The sequence below is a fragment of the Halobacillus sp. B29 genome (assembly GCF_052246755.1).
In the GTDB taxonomy this organism is placed as follows: domain Bacteria; phylum Bacillota; class Bacilli; order Bacillales; family Halobacillaceae; genus Halobacillus; species Halobacillus halophilus.
This window is the reverse complement of sequence record NZ_JBQQCM010000009.1, coordinates 116918-136293: the sequence shown is the minus strand read 5'-3', so window position 1 is coordinate 136293 and position 19376 is coordinate 116918. Positions and strand designations below refer to the sequence as shown.

General features: G+C 43.7%; 22 protein-coding genes. 2 read left to right on the top strand and 20 right to left on the bottom strand.

The genetic code is table 11. From position 1 onward, the window contains the following. Positions 1-32 precede the first annotated feature (32 nt). The 17 genes from ACTWP7_RS13070 to ACTWP7_RS12990 all read right to left on the bottom strand — a co-directional run bounded on the left by ACTWP7_RS13070 (position 33) and on the right by ACTWP7_RS12990 (position 14286). Positions 33-485, bottom strand: coding sequence for a hypothetical protein (locus ACTWP7_RS13070; RefSeq protein ID WP_443123557.1), 453 nt, complete (start codon positions 483-485; stop codon positions 33-35). Positions 486-500: 15 nt separating this feature from the next. After that, complete coding sequence (locus ACTWP7_RS13065) at positions 501-1292, bottom strand: DUF3100 domain-containing protein (protein WP_443123556.1); 792 nt, start codon at positions 1290-1292, stop codon at positions 501-503. A gap of 305 nt (positions 1293-1597) precedes the next feature. Then, positions 1598-2293 carry a nucleotidyltransferase domain-containing protein gene (locus ACTWP7_RS13060; RefSeq protein ID WP_443123555.1) on the bottom strand — a complete coding sequence of 232 codons (696 nt, stop codon included), beginning with the start codon at positions 2291-2293 and terminating at the stop codon, positions 1598-1600. A gap of 151 nt (positions 2294-2444) precedes the next feature. Further along, positions 2445-3299 carry a PHP domain-containing protein gene (locus tag ACTWP7_RS13055; RefSeq protein ID WP_443123554.1) on the bottom strand — a complete coding sequence of 285 codons (855 nt, stop codon included), beginning with the start codon at positions 3297-3299 and terminating at the stop codon, positions 2445-2447. Between the two features lie 39 nt (positions 3300-3338). Then, positions 3339-4517, bottom strand: coding sequence for an alpha-D-ribose 1-methylphosphonate 5-triphosphate diphosphatase (locus tag ACTWP7_RS13050; RefSeq protein ID WP_443123553.1), 1179 nt, complete (start codon positions 4515-4517; stop codon positions 3339-3341). Then, positions 4514-5224, bottom strand: coding sequence for a phosphonate C-P lyase system protein PhnL (gene phnL / locus ACTWP7_RS13045; protein ID WP_443123552.1), 711 nt, complete (start codon positions 5222-5224; stop codon positions 4514-4516). The genes ACTWP7_RS13050 and phnL overlap by 4 nt, the downstream gene beginning before the upstream one ends. A gap of 13 nt (positions 5225-5237) precedes the next feature. Then, on the bottom strand, positions 5238-5882 hold the full coding sequence (locus ACTWP7_RS13040; RefSeq protein WP_443123551.1) for a DapH/DapD/GlmU-related protein: 645 nt from the start codon (positions 5880-5882) through the stop codon (positions 5238-5240). 19 nt (positions 5883-5901) lie between these two features. Next, the gene (locus tag ACTWP7_RS13035) at positions 5902-6780 is read right to left on the bottom strand and encodes an ATP-binding cassette domain-containing protein (protein WP_443123550.1); all 879 of its coding nucleotides are present in this window, start codon (positions 6778-6780) and stop codon (positions 5902-5904) included. A 1-nt stretch (position 6781) separates the two neighbouring features. Next, complete coding sequence (locus tag ACTWP7_RS13030) at positions 6782-7648, bottom strand: alpha-D-ribose 1-methylphosphonate 5-phosphate C-P-lyase PhnJ (protein ID WP_443123549.1); 867 nt, start codon at positions 7646-7648, stop codon at positions 6782-6784. Next, positions 7632-8750, bottom strand: a complete 1119-nt coding sequence (locus ACTWP7_RS13025) for a carbon-phosphorus lyase complex subunit PhnI (protein ID WP_443123548.1) — start codon at positions 8748-8750, stop codon at positions 7632-7634. The genes ACTWP7_RS13030 and ACTWP7_RS13025 overlap by 17 nt, the downstream gene beginning before the upstream one ends. A gap of 6 nt (positions 8751-8756) precedes the next feature. Then, positions 8757-9371, bottom strand: a complete 615-nt coding sequence (gene phnH, locus ACTWP7_RS13020) for a phosphonate C-P lyase system protein PhnH (RefSeq protein WP_443123547.1) — start codon at positions 9369-9371, stop codon at positions 8757-8759. Further along, positions 9364-9795 carry a phosphonate C-P lyase system protein PhnG gene (gene phnG, locus ACTWP7_RS13015; protein ID WP_443123546.1) on the bottom strand — a complete coding sequence of 144 codons (432 nt, stop codon included), beginning with the start codon at positions 9793-9795 and terminating at the stop codon, positions 9364-9366. Before phnG ends, phnH begins: the two co-directional genes overlap by 8 nt. Positions 9796-9832: 37 nt before the next feature. After that, positions 9833-10558 (bottom strand): GntR family transcriptional regulator, encoded by a 726-nt coding sequence (locus tag ACTWP7_RS13010; protein WP_443123545.1) that lies wholly within the window; start codon positions 10556-10558, stop codon positions 9833-9835. A 199-nt stretch (positions 10559-10757) separates the two neighbouring features. Further along, positions 10758-11612 carry a PhnE/PtxC family ABC transporter permease gene (locus tag ACTWP7_RS13005; protein WP_443123544.1) on the bottom strand — a complete coding sequence of 285 codons (855 nt, stop codon included), beginning with the start codon at positions 11610-11612 and terminating at the stop codon, positions 10758-10760. Beyond that, positions 11612-12397 carry an ABC transporter permease subunit gene (locus ACTWP7_RS13000; RefSeq protein ID WP_443123543.1) on the bottom strand — a complete coding sequence of 262 codons (786 nt, stop codon included), beginning with the start codon at positions 12395-12397 and terminating at the stop codon, positions 11612-11614. Before ACTWP7_RS13000 ends, ACTWP7_RS13005 begins: the two co-directional genes overlap by 1 nt. Next, positions 12387-13175: a phosphonate ABC transporter ATP-binding protein gene (phnC, locus tag ACTWP7_RS12995; protein WP_443123542.1), complete on the bottom strand. Its 789-nt coding sequence runs from the start codon at positions 13173-13175 to the stop codon at positions 12387-12389. The genes ACTWP7_RS13000 and phnC overlap by 11 nt, the downstream gene beginning before the upstream one ends. A 46-nt stretch (positions 13176-13221) precedes the next feature. Next, complete coding sequence (locus ACTWP7_RS12990) at positions 13222-14286, bottom strand: phosphate/phosphite/phosphonate ABC transporter substrate-binding protein (RefSeq protein ID WP_443123541.1); 1065 nt, start codon at positions 14284-14286, stop codon at positions 13222-13224. Positions 14287-14657: 371 nt separating this feature from the next. On the opposite strand from ACTWP7_RS12990, the gene ACTWP7_RS12985 reads away from it, so the two are divergent. Both ACTWP7_RS12985 and ACTWP7_RS12980 read left to right on the top strand, forming a co-directional pair. After that, positions 14658-15434 (top strand): sulfite exporter TauE/SafE family protein, encoded by a 777-nt coding sequence (locus ACTWP7_RS12985; RefSeq protein ID WP_443123540.1) that lies wholly within the window; start codon positions 14658-14660, stop codon positions 15432-15434. Positions 15435-15458: 24 nt separating this feature from the next. Next, positions 15459-16583 carry an MBL fold metallo-hydrolase gene (locus tag ACTWP7_RS12980; protein ID WP_443123539.1) on the top strand — a complete coding sequence of 375 codons (1125 nt, stop codon included), beginning with the start codon at positions 15459-15461 and terminating at the stop codon, positions 16581-16583. Between the two features lie 123 nt (positions 16584-16706). Here the strand turns inward: ACTWP7_RS12980 and ACTWP7_RS12975 are convergent, their stop codons facing one another. From ACTWP7_RS12975 to ACTWP7_RS12965, 3 genes are all read right to left on the bottom strand, one after another. Next, positions 16707-17153 carry an OsmC family protein gene (locus ACTWP7_RS12975; protein WP_087946031.1) on the bottom strand — a complete coding sequence of 149 codons (447 nt, stop codon included), beginning with the start codon at positions 17151-17153 and terminating at the stop codon, positions 16707-16709. After that, a complete protein-coding gene (locus ACTWP7_RS12970; protein ID WP_443123538.1) occupies positions 17150-17716 on the bottom strand; it encodes a TetR/AcrR family transcriptional regulator in 567 nt (188 codons plus the stop codon). The genes ACTWP7_RS12975 and ACTWP7_RS12970 overlap by 4 nt, the downstream gene beginning before the upstream one ends. A gap of 387 nt (positions 17717-18103) precedes the next feature. Further along, complete coding sequence (locus ACTWP7_RS12965) at positions 18104-19081, bottom strand: phosphotriesterase family protein (RefSeq protein WP_443123537.1); 978 nt, start codon at positions 19079-19081, stop codon at positions 18104-18106. Positions 19082-19376 lie beyond the last annotated feature (295 nt).

Here is a 19376-nt window from a genome sequence, read left to right as displayed (position 1 = left end):
TGCAGTACTCCAAGATAGTTAACTATTCCCTCTTAAATAATACCTTGAAGACTTAAAATCAACTCAGAAATCAACGCAGATCCAAGAAAAGTACCAAGCAGTACAAGGCTGGCAACTACGATAGTTCTCCAGCCCAGTCGTACAAAATCGGTCCATGAACGGCCGATCGCGATTCCCGCGTAGGCCAGTATAGGTGTGGTAAGAGCCAGCAGTTCAACTTCATTCGTCCAGGCGACAATATAATCCGAGCCAGGCATCCACGGCATGGAAATGAGTACACCGATAATCGCTATGTAGGCGACACTAGGGAATTCAATAGGGATAAGCCTGTGCAGGATAAATCCTGCCAGACAGACAAGCACCAGAACAAGCATGCCTGGGGCTGCAGCCAGAGGCATAATGTCATATCCTAGCCAGTTGCCAAGCAAGGATGTTACGCCAAAAATAACTAATAATAAAGACCATTCCTGAATATTTTTTAACATGGCAAGCTTCCTCCTTTACCCTTTCTTGTTTCGAGTCATGACGCCATACAGCTTCTCTGTCAGGGGCAGCCCTATAAAAATACTAATGTAAAGGCCTGTTGAAAGAGATAATAGATTACTTGCGCCAGCGAATGCTACTATCTGGTTTTCTAAATCAGGAAACGCTTCAATCAGCGAGCCGCTTGCTGCTGCCATCATACTGCCGCTCCCGATTCCGGAGGCCATTGCAAAAGAAAGAGGATGAAGCGGGGTCACTGTAGCCAGAAATCCAGAAATCAGCCCCATAAATACCGCTCCAAAAACCGTCCCAAAGATATAAACCGCCATAACACCCTGACCTTCAGCTGAACTGATGCCGTACTTGTCCATAATCAGTCCAACGTTTGGTTCCCTCGCTACAGAGTGCGTCATTCCAATCGACTCACGTTTTAACCCAAGCCATACGGCTACAGGTAAAGCGAGAAGAATCGTACCCAGATTCCCTAACTCCTGCAGTAATAAAGCTGGGCCTGCTTCAATCAGCTGAGGTAAGGACGGACCAATGATAACGCCAATCTTAGCCAAAAGAAGGGCTACACCGAGAACGATAATCGGCTCAGCGTTCTTAGACTGCTTTTCCTTCACAATAGGAGTAAAATACAAGATCAGACCAATAATTAACGCATACAGCATCGGCAGCAGCAGAACCACACCCGGGCCAATGGTAAAACTGTACGTGCCAATTGCTTCCGTTACTAACACGGTTATTAATACAAGAACATGCAGCCTCCAGTCTTTCCATAGTCCAGAGCCCATTCCAGTACTCATACAACCACTCCTTTCACATCACTTTATCACTTTCACTCGTTGCAGTGTCATTCTATCACAATACTAAAGATTATAGAGTATCGTACCTCACAATTTAAAAATTGAAAAGAGCCTGCTATGCACGTTTTTATCAAAATTAAAAACGCAGCCAGCCGGCTGCGTTTGATCATCCCTTTACCTTTTCGGGAGTCCATGAGGATCCAGTACAAATTTCTTAGCTGCCACTTTCAAACTACTGGAGCATCTGCAACATCGCAATATATTGAGTTGTCTAAGTCTTCCATAGTTCAGCCACTCTTACTCAATTAAAACCTGGCATAATAATCATAAAAAAGCCTGCCCCCATAAGGAGCCAGAATTTCATCCACGAAACTGATTAACTCACCTTTTTCCTGACGAGTATAAAAGGATTGAAGACATTTCGTTAACCTTCCAGCCAAAGCTTCATCATAGTTTTTCAGAGAACGATACATCCATTTACCCTCTCCTACCCATCTCTGATTGGTTCTTAGGATAAACTGGTGCAGACTTTCTATCAGCGCACTGACGGAATAAATATCTTCTTCCGGCATGGTGGATCCCTCCAAATCATCCAGCTTGTCGGAAATCGCGTACCGTAATTCATCCAGTTTACTCAAAGATAAAGCACTAGGCCCTTCTATTAAGCTTCTTTTAGCTTGGTCTTTTATCTTTTCACCTTTACTGCCCCCTTTGAGTACCGTCCCCTCCGCACACATGCGGGTCATTAAGGGTACTCCATGCTGAGTTTCTATAAAAAATGCATCTTCCAGGGAATTTTCATTATGGACAAACGCTTCAATCGGCCATTCGCAATAATAATACGATTTTCGAAAGGGTTCCTGATCAATAATCACGATATCCAGATCTGATGAAGGCGTCTCCTCGCCACGAACGACGCTTCCTGATAGTACAGCAATCTTGCAATCCGGAAAATATAATTCAATAAATGCTCGGGCTGTATGAAAGGCATCTCTTTTCATGGGATCATCCCACCTTTTATGAATCTTTTATCAAACGCGCGAAGGCGTTCAACTTTATCATATTCAGAGATCAGGACAGTGTTCGACGGACAAAATAACGAAAAACAGAGAGTCTCTTAAAACGAAGAGACTCTCTGTTAGTCTATCAAACTTATATATTTGACGGCACCAGCGCTTTCATCGAATCTAATGCGCCGTTTCCCGGACTCTTGCACCCGAGTGGGTACTCCTCCGAGGGTCCGTATCCCCCATGGAAATCGGATCCGCCCGTTATGATTAAATTAAACCGCTCCGCATAGTCTATTGCTTTCTTTTCTAACGATTGATCGTGAAGAGGATGGTAAACTTCAATGCCTTTTAATCCATACTTAGTCCATTCTTCAATGGCATCAAAATTATCAAACTGCCCAGGATGAGCCAGTACGGGAATACCTCCCGCCGCTTCAATTGTACGAATGGCATCGATCGCATCCAGATAGTGGACAGGCGTGTAGGCAATTCCCTCTTCCCCGCTCTCTGTTTGAGCAGCAAATAACTTTTTGTACAATGGGCTGTAAATTTCATTGGTAAATCCATGGTCAATCAGTGTTTGCATAATATGCTGCTTATAGACGGCAGTGGAACCTTCCGCATGGGACTGGACTTCTTCCCATGTAATCGGGTATCCTGCCTGAATAAGTTTCTGTACCATTTCATAGGAAGCAAAATGTCTTCTTTTCAACATCGGACTGCATAAATGCTGTAACTCTGTACTATCTTCTGGAACGTGGTACCCAAGGATATGCGCACGTCTGTTACGCTTATAGTCAAAGGCTGAGATTTCAATGCCGGGAATGATTTCAATGCCTTGCTGTTTTCCAAGTTGTTTTGCTTCCTGTAAACCCGCTGTCGTGTCGTGATCCGTAATGGCCAGATGGGTCAACTGCTTGGTTTTTGCCAGATCAATTACCTCTTGAATGGTCATCGTATTATCTGAAATGCTCGTGTGACAATGTAAATCTATCAATTATTTTCAACTCCAATCTCACTAGAACGTTGACCGTTATCACCCAATCAATGAACGCTGGGCGTGATATACCGTTTGACCATCAACCATTGTGCGGCGGACAGTTGGATACGAGCCATTCATATCGATAAGGAGAATGTCCGCCTGCTTCCCTGACTCCAGACTGCCCCGTTCCTCAGCAATTCCAAGGGCTTGAGCCGGATATAAGCTTACCATACTCCAAGCTTTCGGCAGGGATATACCTCTTTGATTAATTTCCGCTACTGATGGAAGCAAGGCTGAAGGATGATAATCGGAACAAACGATGTGGGCTGCACCATCCAGGACAGCCTCAATCGCACGCATATTGCCGCTGTGAGAAAAACCTCGCACGATGTTCGGTGCTCCGACGCTCACATATAACCCCTTAGCAGAGGCATGGCGAGCCGCTTCCATTGTTATTGGAAATTCGCTGATCTGGATTGGAAAATCATTCATAATGTAATCAATTTTCTCGACCGTGTCATCATCATGGGAAGCAAGGCTGATCCCTTTTGAATGAGCATACTGAGCCACTTTACGGAGATCTGCCCAATCCACTTCTTCTTTCAGGCTTAACACTTCTTTTGTCATGGTAACCGCTTGTTCATCGGTGATGTTGTACTGTTTTTTCGTAAATTCCTGGAATCCATCCATTGACTTAAATTGACCCTGCCCCGGTGAATGATCCATGAACGATAAGAGATCAATCTTCTGATCATGAATAAAGGATTCAATGACTGGAAGAGCATCCCTGTTCGTCAATTCATAGCGGAGATGAATACGGTGGCGCACCATGGACGGAATATTCTTGCGTCGTTCATCAAGGCTATTCATCAAGTTGACCGCCTGCTCGTCCCCGCGGATGCCGGATCCATCGGACAAGGAGATGGAATGATAAATCGTCGTAATTCCGTTCCCTGCAAGCTTACGCTCCATCTCGTTCATCGCCATTTCTAACGGAAAGAACGTGTTAGGTCTTGGTTCCATTTCTTTTTCAATTGCATCACAATGGGTTTCAATCATACCAGGAGCCACATGCATTCCTTCTGCATCAATCGTTTCATATTCATTCTCCATCCAGTCTTCAGGTGAACCTCCCACTTGCAAAATCCGTCCGTCTTCAATCCATACATCCGCTTCAATTACTTTCTCAGGCGTAATGACTTGTCCATTTATGATCACTAATCTCCTATTCATGTCTGCACGCCCTCCTGCATCATTCCTTGCTTCATGTTGTATTGCTGATCAACCACCGACTCCATAAATTCAAGGTCATGGAAAATACCGAGCATGCTCGTTCCGGCTTCCTTTAAGCGGACGATCATATCTTTCACGGACTCCTTAGTGGCTGCATCAAGGGATGCGGTCGGTTCATCTAATAGAAGAAGTTTCGGTTTTTTAACCATCGCCTGAGCAAGGTTCAAGCGGAGTTTTTCTCCTCCACTAAAGGTTTGCGGATACGCGTCCCATAGTTCTTCCGACAGATGGAAGTGGGAAAGCATCTGTCTTGCTTCCTCAAGTGCTTCTTCCTTAGAATACTTCATTTCCTCCAGAGCTTTCTGCACCACTTCAATCGCCGTGACACGCGGCATCACTTTTAGAAATTGAGAAACATAGCCAATTTCATTGCGGCGTATGGACAAAACCTCTCTCTCCGTGGCCCCGGCTAAATCCAGCCACCCATATTGATCAGAGTGATACATGATCTGTCCTGATGTAGGAAGATAGGTGCGGTAGACACTTCTAAGAATTGTAGATTTACCAGCTCCGCTCTTGCCTGTAATTCCAATAAACTCTCCCTGATCCAGGGTAAAAGTAACATCGCTGCACCCCTGGATCGTTTTATCGAAGTGATGCATGTAGAACGATTTTTCCAATCCCTTTATTTCCAGTAGCTCTGACATACTGCTCCCCACCTTATTCTTCTCTATTTCCGTAACGCTCGATAAAGAGCTCTACATCGTTCAAATCCTTAAAACGCGCTTCCAGAGTTGCCCTGTCCCAGTTCCACCAGGCGATTTTTTGCAGTTGATCCGCAACGTCTTCAGAGAACCTCCTGCGAATCGGTTTGGCTGGTACACCGGCCACAATCATGTATGGCTCTACGTCTTTTGTGACTACAGCCCCGGATCCAATCACAGCACCGTTTCCAACGGTAACTCCCGGCATAACAATCGCGTTATGACCAATCCATACGTCGTGTCCGATCGTGACTGCATCTTCCTTTCGCCATTGAAAAATTGATTCATCATCTCGTGCATCCAGCTGATATTGTTTCCTTCGATAGGTCATGTGGTGTTGAGTGACCCTCCACATCGGATGGTTGGAAGGGTTAATCCTCACGTGTGAAGCAATGGAGCAAAACTTCCCTACGTGAGCATGAGCGATGTTCACATCCCCATCTGTATAGGTATATTTACCTATTTTAGAATCCTGAATAAGTGTGCGATCCGCAATAGATGTCCATTCTCCCAGGTCGCTATTGAGCACGACACTGGATTCATCGACAAAAGGACCAGGTCCCAAAATTCGCTTTGTTTTTTCTAGTTGATCGGCAGACATAAGACACCTCCTAAAGATATTAAAGCAGAGAATGAACGAGCAGCTGGGTGTACGGGTGCTGAGGATCTTCAAGAATCTGGTCCGTTAATCCCTGTTCTACCACTTTTCCCTGTTTCATGACCATTGTTCGATCAGCAAGCATACGTATGACGCCCAAATCATGTGAGACGACGATCATCGCTACCTGAAGTTCCCGTTGAATACTACGAATTAAATCAAGGACTTTCGCTTGAACAGACAGATCTAAACCAGTGGTTACCTCATCCAGCAATAACAACGGGGGATTATTGGCAAGCGCCTTCGAAATTTGAACACGCTGCTGCATACCTCCACTGAACCGTTGGGGTTGTTCATCCATTCTTGAGACAGGAATTTCAACCTTTTCCAAAAGCTCTGCTGAGCGGTCCCGGATATTTCCGACATGAAAGTGACCAGCAGAGATTAATTTCTCAGCCACATTGCCGCTGCTTGAGTAATCCATTTTCAAGCCCAGATGAGGGTTCTGATAAACCATGCCCATGATATAGTTTCGAATGTAGCGCTGCTGTTGAGCCGACTCGGTAAAAATATTTGCTTCCCCGTTTTTATAGTCCTGGATGTGCGCGCTTCCGGACGTTACCTGCTGGTCAAAGTAAAGACTTTTTACTAATGTACTTTTCCCAGAACCGCTTTCGCCGACAATCCCTAAAATTTCACCCCGGTCTAAGTCAAAGCTCACGTTGGAGCAGGCTCGGACACTGCCGCATACCGGACAGTAGTTCTCTTCCAGTTCCTCATGTTCACAGAAAGAACAGCCCGGTCCAAAACGTTTCGTTAGTTGGTTCACTCGAAGAACTGCCGAATCCGCCTGATTATTTTCATCAGTCACTGACCCTTCCCTTGTTTGTATGGACGTCATATTATCTCACCCCGCTTTGTTTCTGCATCTTATTACAATAGCCCGTATCCGAGCACTGATAGAATTTGTCCCCACTGTGGCTGTCGTAGATTTCATCCAGGAATACATCGTCACTTCCGCACAGACGGCAGGATTCGCCGTTGAATTCTTCTTCCTCAAACTGATAGTCTTCAAATTGAAGCGGCTCGACATCTGTGTAAGGCGGGACCGCATAAATCTTTTTCTCCCGGCCGGCTCCAAATAAGTACAGGCCATCAGCCTGATGAAGTTTTGGAACATCATATCTTGGGATCGGACTAGGATTAAAAATATAGCGTCCGTGTACGATGCAAGGATAGTCCGCACCGATGGTTATTTCACCGTATCGAACAATATCCTCATAAAGACGCACCCAGATACTGCTATATTCTTTTTCACCGTGAAGGCGTTCCGTTTCTGTTTCACGCGCTTCAACCCTGCGCAGAGGCTCAGGTTCAGGCACCTGCAGGACAAGAATCTGGTCGTCGCGAAGCTTTTCTTCCGGAATTCGGTGTCTTGTTTGAATCACGGAAGCCTCCGCAGTATCTTCTGTCGTTTCAATACTGCTGCTTGTTTCCACAAGTTTTCTAATACTCACGGCGTTGACGCTGTCATCGTGACCCTGATCAATCACTTTCAGGCAGTCTTCCTTTCCAAGTAACGATAAGGTAAGTTGAAGCCCTCCTGTTCCCCAGCCGCGGCCGATAGGCAGTTCCCGAGACGCAAAAGGAACCTGGTACCCCGGAATGGCTATTCCTTTTAAAATGGAGCGGCGGATTTCCCGCTTAGAACCTTCGTCAAGAAAGGCAAAATTATATTCCTCCATCACAAAGCTAGGTTGTTTCAGCATATTCTTCCGCTCCTTTTCCTGACTGTTTCTGCTGAGCTTGACGGATGCGGTCAAGCTTGGACTGGAAAGTGATGTAGTGTGGCAATTTCAGATGAGATACGAATCCGTATGACTCAACGCTGTCGATGTGAGTGAGTACGTATTCCTCGTCCTGAGATACTTGTTCACCTGAGGTTTCCAAGCTGCGATCCAGAATCGACATCGCAATCCCCTTCACCTCGTTTTGCCCAAGCGTCAATCCATAACCTATAGCAAACTGTAGATCGTCATCATCTTCATTTCCAGCGAATGAGTTAATGCTTTCTACCTCCGTCATCATAACCTCTCCCAGATAAATCCCATCCTCATCATTTTCATCAAACGGATACGGAATGGTAACTTCAGTGTAGCCGACTCGCAGTTCCCCTACGGTAGGGTGAATTACTCCAAATCCGCGCATACTGCTGTAAGCAAGAGACGTCATGGCCCCTGTTTCACCGCGCGCTAAGGTTTGCAGCCGGGCTGATCGGGAAGCAGGAAAAGTAAGTTTTTGGCGAGTGATATCATAGGGTACAACTTCTTCGTCTTCTTTCGTGCTGGCGACAAGTCCCTGCTCCCTTAAGAGATCTACGATTTTTGGAAAAGTTATCTGCTCCTGCTCTTCTTCATCCACCAGCCCATAATCTGCAGCAAACTGCTGAAGTGCTTCTTCATTTTCGTGGCGAAGACTGAATTGAAGGAGCCGGTGTGTATAATCGTTCGTCGGTCCAAGCATCTGGCCGCCTGGAATGTCTTTAAAAGAGGCTGATATCCGTCGGATGACTCTCATGGAGGAAGTATCTACCGCATGGGAGTAAAAATGGCGTGGAAGCGTTGATCGATAAGCTCTCAACAAGAAAGTCGCCTCCAGTGGATCTCCTTCTGCCTGCTTTAAAGCTATCGCTGCATATTCCGGCGCATACATACCACCTTCTCCCATAATTCGATCAATCAGCAGCCGCATTTGCTTTTCAATCATTTGCGGATCTAGTAAGCTTGTTATTTCACTCGTTCGGTAATATTTTGATAGTTTATCAGCCTGTTCAATGGCTTCCTGACCGCCAGTTACTGCTACATAACCCAATTCGATTCACCTTCTTTCAACTTTTGTTGTTCTAGGGATAGCTATCAGCTGTCCTGTTCTCGTAACGAGACATATATCAATTCCAAGAGGGTACTCATCTGTCAGGTTGTCCCGGTACTCCATCCAATTCGGGTTTAATCCTTCAACGTAAATGGATTTTTTGCTTTCTATTCCAGGTCCGGTCAAATCGTATGATTTTGCAGACTCGCTTTTTTCAAATCCATCAACGAGAAGAAATAACGTCGCACTCTGGTGGGGCTGATATAGCGTTCCTGTCTTTAACTGCTTCATAAAGGGTACGATTCGTTCTTGTTCCATAGATTCTACAAAATGATAATCTGCCTGTTCACCACTTGCTGATTTACTGAACGTTTCCCAGTGAATGTATCTTCTTACTGCTTCAGCTTGTCCCGATTCAATATGAAAAGTTGTTTCCTGATCCAACAACGTGAAGGCAATACCCATCATTGCTTTTGGAAACGCTGCGGGCGGTTGTGTGGCCTCGCAGAACCTTTGTACATCTGCTTGTGTACCTGGTCGGCTAAAGGCATCTACCATTTCACGGAAAATATGCTGGGAATCATGAACGGGATCGAACCCTGTTATCATTGTGTTAGTCATCATAATCCTCCATTGTGTCAAAGTTCACTTTTGTTCTTGCAGCCCTGACTGCTTCTTCCTGATGCCGCTTTTGAATAGCTTCTTCCTCTTCTAACAGACGCGTGCTCCATCCTTCTGTTTCCTTTAAGCGAGCATTTAGAGCAGCGTCGATGACAGCAATGTGGTAGGCTTTCTGCGGCTGTTCTCCCATAATGACTCCTATGCCTTTCTTATCCTCAATGGAGACGCCGCACTCAGTAACGAGTACCTCGCCTGCATAAAAGGGCTGATTCGAGACTGAATCATTATTTTTCAACATAACCAGACTCTTTTGAGGGTGCTTATCCAAATGGATCGCATAGCTTTTCTCAATTTCCTCTGCCAGAGACTCGGCTAATTCATCTCTGCCTTCTACTAAAATTTTGGTGAGGCGTTTCTTTCTCATGGATCGTGACCTCCTCTAATAGTCATGTTCAGAAACCTTATAATTCAGAAGTTACCTGGCAAAGATCTCCTCGATATTTCGCTTTTGTGTACTCCATTCGTCCTGCAATTTCATCCTTTACTATGCTCTCTATTTGTAATAGGGGTGTGCTTGGAGATATTTGTAGATACGACCCTTCATTTCCTGTTGGAACCACAGCCTGGAACGTTGAATTGATCCGCTTAGGCAGCACCTTGTAATTCTTTTTTAAGATGTCATACAAAGATACAAAGCTGGTCAAGTGCTTGCTGATGTCCGGAAACATGGCTGCCGGCAGCCACGTTTCATTCCAGGCGAGCGGAGTATCATCCGCAAAACGGAGAAGCTCAAAGCGATAGACTTCATCGTTAGCTGACAAACGGAGAGCCTCCTGCACTTTTTTAGAAGGAAGCCGCTTCTCCTGAGAGACAATAATGGCTGACGGTTTCATACCAAGGTTTTGAACCATAGATGAAAATTTTGTAAAAGGAGTAATGGTATATTGCAGATCAAGCGGCGGCTCGTTTACAAAATAACCCACTCCTTTTTTACGGCTGATCATTCCTATATCTGTCAGGCGGTCCAATGCCTTTCGAATCGTATAACGATTGGTATAGAACCGGTGGCACATAGACGCTTCGGAAGGAAGCCGTTTGCCATCACTGTAAACCCCTCGTTCAATTTCATTTTGAATCTCGTCGGCAATCGACATGGCCATCGATATATTATTGTTTTTAAGTTTCATCTCTGCACCTCCATGAAAGGATATCCTTTCTCTACAACCTACGGTAATAAATAGAGATGAAACCGGCATTAAGGTGTGTTATATGCACTTAAAGATCGTGTAAACCTGTACGACTAACTTCTTTACATTCAGTGACATAATCTCAAAAAATCCCGTCATATCAAGTTTTTCTACTTGTTGAACGATTTTATAAAACGAATTAATTTCCATTAATATTTGTTTTGAAGCGAATTGCGATGACTTCAAGCAGCACAGCAAAAGCTAAAATGTAGTAGGTGATCGCTCCTATCTCATTCAAATCGAAATAGAAAGAGCTCGCCATGAACATGTTATAACCTATACCTCCTGCTCCAGCGGCGGCACCCATGGCTACTGCAACCGAAAAATTAATCTCAAACCTCATAAAGGTCCAGGAAACTAAATAAGAAAGAGAGGTAGGAATGACCGCCTGCACGACAATTTGCCACCAGGAGGCACCGCTTGCTCGCAGAGCTTCAATCACGCCTTCATCGAGTTCTTCAAAAGATTCAGAGTAGGCTTTGATCAAATACCCCGCTGAGTGGAAGGTCATCCCAATAACCGCAGCCACACTTCCAAGCCCGGCAGCTACCGCAAAGATCAGTACCCAAAGCACGGTAGGAACGGCCCGTATAAAGGCGACAAAGCCTTTAATCACGTTCGAAACTCGTTTGTTAGATAAATTCTCCGCTGACAACAGACCGAAAAACAGACCTAACGCTGCCCCGAACAAAGTCGTTAAAAAAGCAAGCCCCATGGTAATCAAGACGGCGTAAAAACCTTCCCAGAACGAAAAGTGATTTAACTGAGGATTAGTGAACATAGTTTGAAAGTTAGCAACCGTATCAACGAGTCCACTCCAAAAATCAATGGTCTGAAAATTAATGGTTGCGAAGCTTAAAACCGTAAGAATGGCCATAACAGCCAGGGTAACCCTTAGCACAAGTGTGGATTTAGAGAACGGCTTGATTTTAATCCGATTCGATTTGCTGTGCCGTAAAATCGTACTGGACTGCTGAATCGATTTGGCATCCATTATAAAACCACCCTTCTTACATAATTGGAAAGGTATTCGAGAATCAGGATCACGATAACAATTGTAATGACCACCAGACTGGCCGTATTGTAATCAAGACTCTTGTAATAAAGATCAAAAACAAATCCAATTCCAGTCCCAGTAAGGATTCCAACCAGCGTGGCACTTCGGATGTTCATTTCAACCATAAACAGGATCCAGCTCATCATCTGCGGAGTGCTTGAAGGCAGAATAGCCTGAATAATGATGGAAGGATAGCTTGCTCCTGTAGCACGTAAAGCTTCAATTGAATGACCTCCTACTTCATCCAGCGTTTCAATAAAAGCTCTGGTGAGGAAACCAAAGGAAACAAAGAACAAAGCGAAATATCCCGTTAACGCACTCTGCCCGAAGGAAAAGAGTAAAATCAGAGCCCAGGCCGCCACATCAATATTACGGAACACGGTAGCCGTCCCTCGGCTCAGCACACTCAGGAAATTGTTAACCTTCGTTACTTTAGATCCAAACAGGGCAAAAAACAAAGCGAATACAGCAGCGACCGTCGTCGCAGCTACAGAGGTCAAAACGGTTCTCCCAAGCTGCATCAATATACTCGGCAGATTCTCAAAAGAAGCAGCTGTCGGGTAAAAGCTTGACAGGCCCCATTGAATCGACTTCGGTATGGAAGCAAATCCTTTGATGACATCATATTGAGTAATAATCATAGCTCCATATGTGAAAGCTGCTAAAACAGCGAGCATCAAAAGTGAACTTAGTCGCTTTTTCTTGAAAATATCAAATTGCATTTTGACCACCCAGCTTCATCATTAAATCGTTAGCTTCTGAACCATAAATCGATTGGATGATTTCTTGAGTTACATCTTCAGGGGCGCCGTCGAAAACAATCTTCCCATCGCTTACACCTATAATTCGGTCTGAGTAGCTGAGAGCCACATCCACTTGGTGGAGGTTTACGAGGGCAGTAATTCCCATCGATCTTGAAATACTCTTTAAGTGATCCATAATTTTCTTTGATGCATTCGGATCAAGAGAAGCGATTGGTTCATCACACAAAAGCATCTTTGGTTCCTGAATCAGCGCACGGGCAATCCCTACACGCTGCTTCTGGCCACCGGATAATTGGTCACAGCGTTTATAGATTTGTTCACGAAGACCAAGCATCTCGAGCAGTTCAATGCCTCGTTCTTTTTCCTCTTCCTTATAAAGCCCCAGCATTCCAGCCATGGTCGTTTTATAGCCAAGACGCCCATGCAGAACATTCTCAATGACCGTCAATCGTTCAACTAAATTGTAATGCTGAAAAATCATACCGATATTGGTTCGTAAACCACGAAGTTGTCGTTTATTCATCTGCTGAAGGATGGCATTATCGAAATGTATTTCCCCGTCAGTCGTATCCACCATTTGATTGATACAACGAAGGAGAGTTGATTTTCCTGCACCAGATGGGCCGATAACAGAAACAAACTCTCCTTCATTGACAGAGAAGCTAACGTCAGATAACGCCAACGTATCATGACCATATTGCTTGGATACATGTTGGACATTTAATAACGTTGTCATAGTTAACTCCTTTTTATTTGAAATAATAGTCTAAAGGCAGTCTTTATTATTTAGAAAGCTCGCGGATCGGATCAAACCAGGAATCTTCTACTTTTACAAAGCGCTCTTTCCCAGTTGTGTAGAAAAGTGCATTGTCGCTGCTGTCTTCTGGTACAAAGATTTCTTCGTTATTGGCCGTTTCATCAGATGTGAAAGCATCCACTAGCGTTTTCTGTGTATCTTCGCTAAGCGTGTTGGTATTCATTGCGAAAGGTGCGTTTAGAACAGGTGTTACGGAGATTAGACCAAATCTTTCACCTGCCAGGTTACTAAATGGCTCGGCTGCATCTTCCGCTACGCTGTAAACAGCCCCTGGACGGTTATGCTCACCTTCTACGTTTTCTACATAGTTCCCTACACAAACGTCGCAGAATGCGGCTACTTCTGTTTTACCGGTAATGAGATTGACAGCTGAACCCTGGTGAGAACCGCCGAATTGCACCTGGCTGAAAAATTCTCCGCCTTTTAATAGATCTTCCTGAGTGAGTTCACTATACTTGTCCATTTCGCTGAAGTGAGAAACAATTCCAGCAGATGGAACTTTGAATCCAGATGTTGAACTTTGAGATACGAAGGAGAAACTTTTACCTGCAATATTGTCGATCGAGAACTCTTCGCCATTTTTGTAGTTGTCCATGTTCCCTTCCTTAACTGCAAGCCAGCTGTAATACTGGGCATCTTTCAGGGTTCCGGATTCTCCGCTGGATACGGCAAGGGGCTTCACGTCTTCATTCTTCTTATGAGCTTCAATGTAACCTTGGGCTCCCATATAAGCTACATCTGCATTTCCATTAGCAAGTGCTTCAATCGCGATAATATAATCAGTAGTTGTTTTATGCTCGACTTTTTTTCCTGTTGCTTCTTCTACCATTTTACCAATGCTCTGACGTGCTTCTTTCAAATCGCCGCCGGACTCATTTGGGTACCAGGCAATTGTTAGCGTATCGTCGCCAGATCCGGAACCGGAATCTGATTCAGATCCTGAAGTACCCTCTCCACTGGTTTCAGAAGAAGCACACCCTACAAGTGTTAAAAACATAAGTGTCAGAACAGATAAAAACAATTTCTTCATTTTCGAATCCCCCATAAAATTAAATGATTATCCTCCACGAAAATCCAACTTTCGCTGGGACAATTCATACTATAGGGAAAGAAGGTCAATGAACTATTAAGAAAACACAGTTTTGTATTAAGAGTATATTGACTAGTTGTAAATTAGGAGCAGCTGCAAATACTAACTAGCAAATATTAAAGAAAGACAGACATAATAGACCGTTTTCCTTTTACTGGATGACCTGAGGTGGTAAATAAAGGGTTTTTTTGGATCTGCTGTTTTTACATTAATTTTTTCGTTTAACTAAATACCTGTGGTGGTACCCATACTATGTGAGGGGATAAGTAAATAAACAAATGTGAGCTATGCTGGGTGAGGTGATGATTGTTATGAGTGCGGCTTTTTTAATTACAGTGTTTATTATTGGTCTGGCAGGGTCCTTCCTATCTGGACTTGTTGGTATAGGAGGCGCTATCGTCAATTATCCAATGCTTCTTTATATCCCGCCCTTACTTGGGTTTAGCGGATTCAGCGCCCATGCGGCAGCAGGTGTCGTAGCTGTACAAGTATTAGCCGCTTCTTTTGGAGGAGCATTCGGGTATCGGAAAGGTAATCAACTCTATAAACCGCTGATTTTATATATGGGAATTGCTGTTTTGATCGGCAGTCTGATCGGCGGTTTTGGAGCAAAGTATCTATCTGAACACATCATCAACTTGATCTATGCTATATTAGCTTTGATAGCAGTCGTTATGATGTTCATCCCTGCCAAAGCCAGCAATGAGCAGCCGGAAAATATCTCATTCAATAAATGGATTGCCTCTGGCTCTGCCTTTATTGTCGGAATAGGTGCCGGTATTGTGGGAGCAGGAGGAGCGTTCTTACTTGTCCCTATCATGCTCGTTATGCTTCGAATACCGACGAGAATCACGATTGCTTCTTCCTTGGCAATAACGTTCATCTCCTCAGTAGGAGCGGTAACAGGTAAGCTGTTTTCTGGAGATGTCCCACTCTTGCCTGCAGCCGTCATTGCCGTTGCAAGTATCCTCACTTCCCAGCTTGGAGCTAAAGCAGGACAAAACACGAATACAAAAGTACTGCAATGGATTTTAGCATTATTAATTGCAGGAACAGCTATTAAAGTATGGTCAGATATTTTATTCTAACGATTTTAAATTGGAGGGGTAATTATGGCATTGCAACCATTAACAGTTAAACAGCTAGCACAAAAAATTCTCTCAAACAAAGAAGTATTCATTCTTGATATTAGGAAAGAAGAAGATTTCAATGATTGGGCCATTGAAGGCGAGAATGTCCGCAGTCTTAACGTCCCTTATAAACAACTGGAGAACGATCCATCTTCAGTAAAAGAGCAACTTCCTAAAGATCAGACTATCTATGTAGTTTGTGCAAAAGGGATTTCCTCCCAAAAAGGCGTGGAAATGCTGGAAGAGGCTGGAATCACAGACGTCACCTACGTGGAAGGTGGTATGACAGCCTGGAGCGAACATTTAGAACCTATGAAAATTGGGGATCTTTCTGGAGGAGGAGAACTTTATCAATTCCTTCGCCTTGGTAAAGGCTGCCTATCCTACATGGTTATTTCGAATGGTGAAGCTGCGGTAGTTGATGCTGTCCGTATGACAGACACTTATAAGAATTTTGCGGATGAAAAAGGCGTGTCCATTCAATATGTTCTGGATACTCATCTCCATGCTGACCATATCTCAGGTGGAAAATCATTAGCTGATCAAGCAGAAGCCGATTATTACTTCCCGCCTAAAGATGATGAAGGCTTAACGTTCAACTATAACAAACTTGAAGACGGGACCGAGATTACCGTGGGCGATACCGCTAAAATCTCTGCCTTTTATTCACCGGGGCACACGATAGGAAGTACAAGCTTTATTGTAGATAATCAGTACTTGCTCACAGGCGATATTCTGTTCTTAGACTCTATTGGGCGACCAGATCTGGCTGGAAAAGCCGATGACTGGGTGGATGACCTGCGTAAGACACTATATGAGCGTTATCAGCTTCTTTCTCAAGACTTAACGGTACTACCGGCTCACTTCGGTGCTATGAAGGAAATAAATCAAAACGGCACCGTTCAGGCGAAACTTGCCGAGCTATATGAGCATAATGACCGTTTAAATGTAGAAGACGATGAGGAGTTCAGACATCTCGTCACGGATGGACTGCCTCCACAGCCGAATAGTCACGAAGAAATCCGTCAAATTAACATGGGCCAAAAAGATCCAGATCAGGACGAAAAACGCGAAATGGAAGTTGGTCCAAACCGCTGTGCTGTATAAGCGGAGCCATTGACTACCAAAGCGCTGCCACTTGAAAAGACAGTGACTCGTCAAAAAACTTAGATACACTAAAAAAGCTGGAGCAGATAGGAATACCTTTCTGCTCCAGCTTTTTTACTATAATTATGCTTTAACCCAATTCGGTGTGAGTTCAACATCTGCTGCTTCAAGTGTCGTATAAACAGGGCAGCGGGAGTCTACCGTTTCCTGTAATTCTTTCACGCGCTCTTCTGATTCACTGGTGTGCACTGTAGCATTTACCGTAACTTTCTGGAAATAAGGACGTACACCTTTTTCTCCCATCATTCCTCTGGAATCCAATTCTCCATTGATCTCAAAATCAATGCCCTGAAGATCAAAATCCATTTCTTTAGCCACAAAGTTGGCTACGGCATTCTCACAGCCAGCCAGTGAAGCAAGCAATGTCTCAAGAGGATTGGCACCTTCGTCGCTTCCACCCATTTTTGCTGGCTCATCAATTACGATCTGATGATCGCGAGCTGTACTTTTCGTGTTCATACCTTTTGCCACTGCTGATATTTTTTCGTTCATTTTAGCCAATTGAATCATTCTCCTTTATCTAGGTAGTTTAATCGAATCATAGCAATAATATCTTTTAAGATGGAAATGTCCTGATAATTTTTCATTAACAAGATTCCACCTTCAATTTGAGCAACCACAACACGAGCATGCTGTAAAGCCTGATCTTCACCACGTAAATCTTTCATTACGTCAGCAAGATGATTAATCCATTGATCGATCAGATTATTGATCTTAAGACGAAACTCTTCATCATGTTCACTCATTTCAATAGCCAAGTTTCCAAAGGGGCATCCACTGAGTGCTTGAGTGCTCACATGATAATTCACAGCCCATTCCAACATGTTTTCCATCTTCTTTTCTGCAGAAAAAGAAGAGTGGAAAACACCTTGAATCAATTCCCGATCCCACATTTCAGCATAATAATCCACAATTGTTAAACCTAACTCTCTTTTTGAAGAGAAATAGTGATAGAACTGACCTTTTCCTATATTGGAAGCCTGCATAATATCACTCAATTTTGTGGCCTCATAACCTTTTGTGTGAATTAATTCAGCTGCAGCGCTAATGATTTCTCTTTTCTTTTCACTCACAATATCACCCAATCCGTATTTTTATACCTACTGGCCGGTACAGAAACACGACCGCCTATCCTCCTTTTCAAGGTAGGAAGATATGAGCAGCCATTTTGCTAGGTGAATTGCCCTGACGTTCGATCACTTATCTGTATTCCCCAATACGATAAAATACCAAAACCAACCGGTTGGTACAAAGTAACTATAACATTCAGGTATTTTGAATTCAAAGAAAGTAGACGATGATGTCATTCAGCTTACAATTTCTCTATTTCAGAAAGCATTCGTATATTAATTGAAAGCACATTCGATGCTCAGCTATCATCGGATGTGCTTTCTGTAATTATGTTCTTTTACTTGTATAGTAGAATGTCCACAAGAATTCAACGGGTTAATCTTGATCGCTTATGAAAACAAACGAGAGCTATTCGAAATAAAGATTTGCGCCAGATGTTCTTCTGTTATCGCATTCTTTTCTTTAAGTTCTGGCACTACTCGTTTAAATAAGTGATCCGGCTGCCAGTTTTGAAGCAGATTCATAAGCTGGTCTGGTAAAACGGGAGGGCGTCCCCACCATACATTGACCGTATCATGGGAAAGAAACAATTGTTTTTCATAACCTAATGCAAGCAAACCGGCGAGTACAGCCTTTCTCTCTTCGTCCATAGGGGCTCCTACAATCCCCTGTAACCCCCATCGGTCCATCGCCATATAAACTCCCTGATTGAGTACCTGTAAGTGCTGATTTATATCGGTTGCTCCGCACATATGGCCAATCACAACTTTTGAAGGATCCGCTCCTTCTTCAATTAGAAACGCTGCCTGCTCAGGCCCCATTGTTCCCTCCTGGGTATGTGTTAAAAGCACAATACCTGTCTCTTTCTGCGCCCTTACCGCTGCTCGAAAAAACATACGTTCATAAGATGTAATTTCGTTTTTACTGGAGGCAAGTTTAATAATCCCTGGTTTAATACCTGTCCCTTCAATTCCATGCGTAATCTCTTCCATGAACATTTCATAAATTTCTTCTTCTGCCGTTCCCAGCTGCTGGCGGAACTTAAAGTATGGAGTTGCTCCTTCTCCTTCATAATAAAAACCGGTTGCGCAAATAATGTTCAGTCCGGTAGCTTCCGAAACAGCCTGAAGCAGCCGAACGTCACGCCCACACTCATTGGGCGTGGGATCCACCACTGTTTCCACGCCTTGCTGTTGGACCATTTCAGCAATTTCTACGCCCTGAAGCTTTTTCTCTTCAAAGTCAAATCCTCCGAGTGTCATATCACCTTGAAATCCTGGATAACCAAAATAGAAATGCTCATGAATCAATGTTTTTCCTAACTTCTCTGTGTCCAACGGCCCAAGTACAGTTTCTACCATTCCCATGTAATCATTCACCTCCGGAATTTCTTGACATACTAACTGGATAGTATGTCATTTTCAAATAAAAAAGCCATTTCTTTTTAGTAAAACAACTTCAATACTTTCACTATATCTGTAGTTTTCTGAAAATTCAATGGATTGTTAATAGAATTAGTTTAAGATGACCGTGCCCTATTAAAAACAAAGCAATTTTAAAGTTATTGTTGGTCTTTTATCAAAGAAGTCTTCAGCTATCGAGCCGGTTATTGTAAGACTCAGTTTCGAGATATCTTTGGTCCGTTACTTAATATAGAGGCGG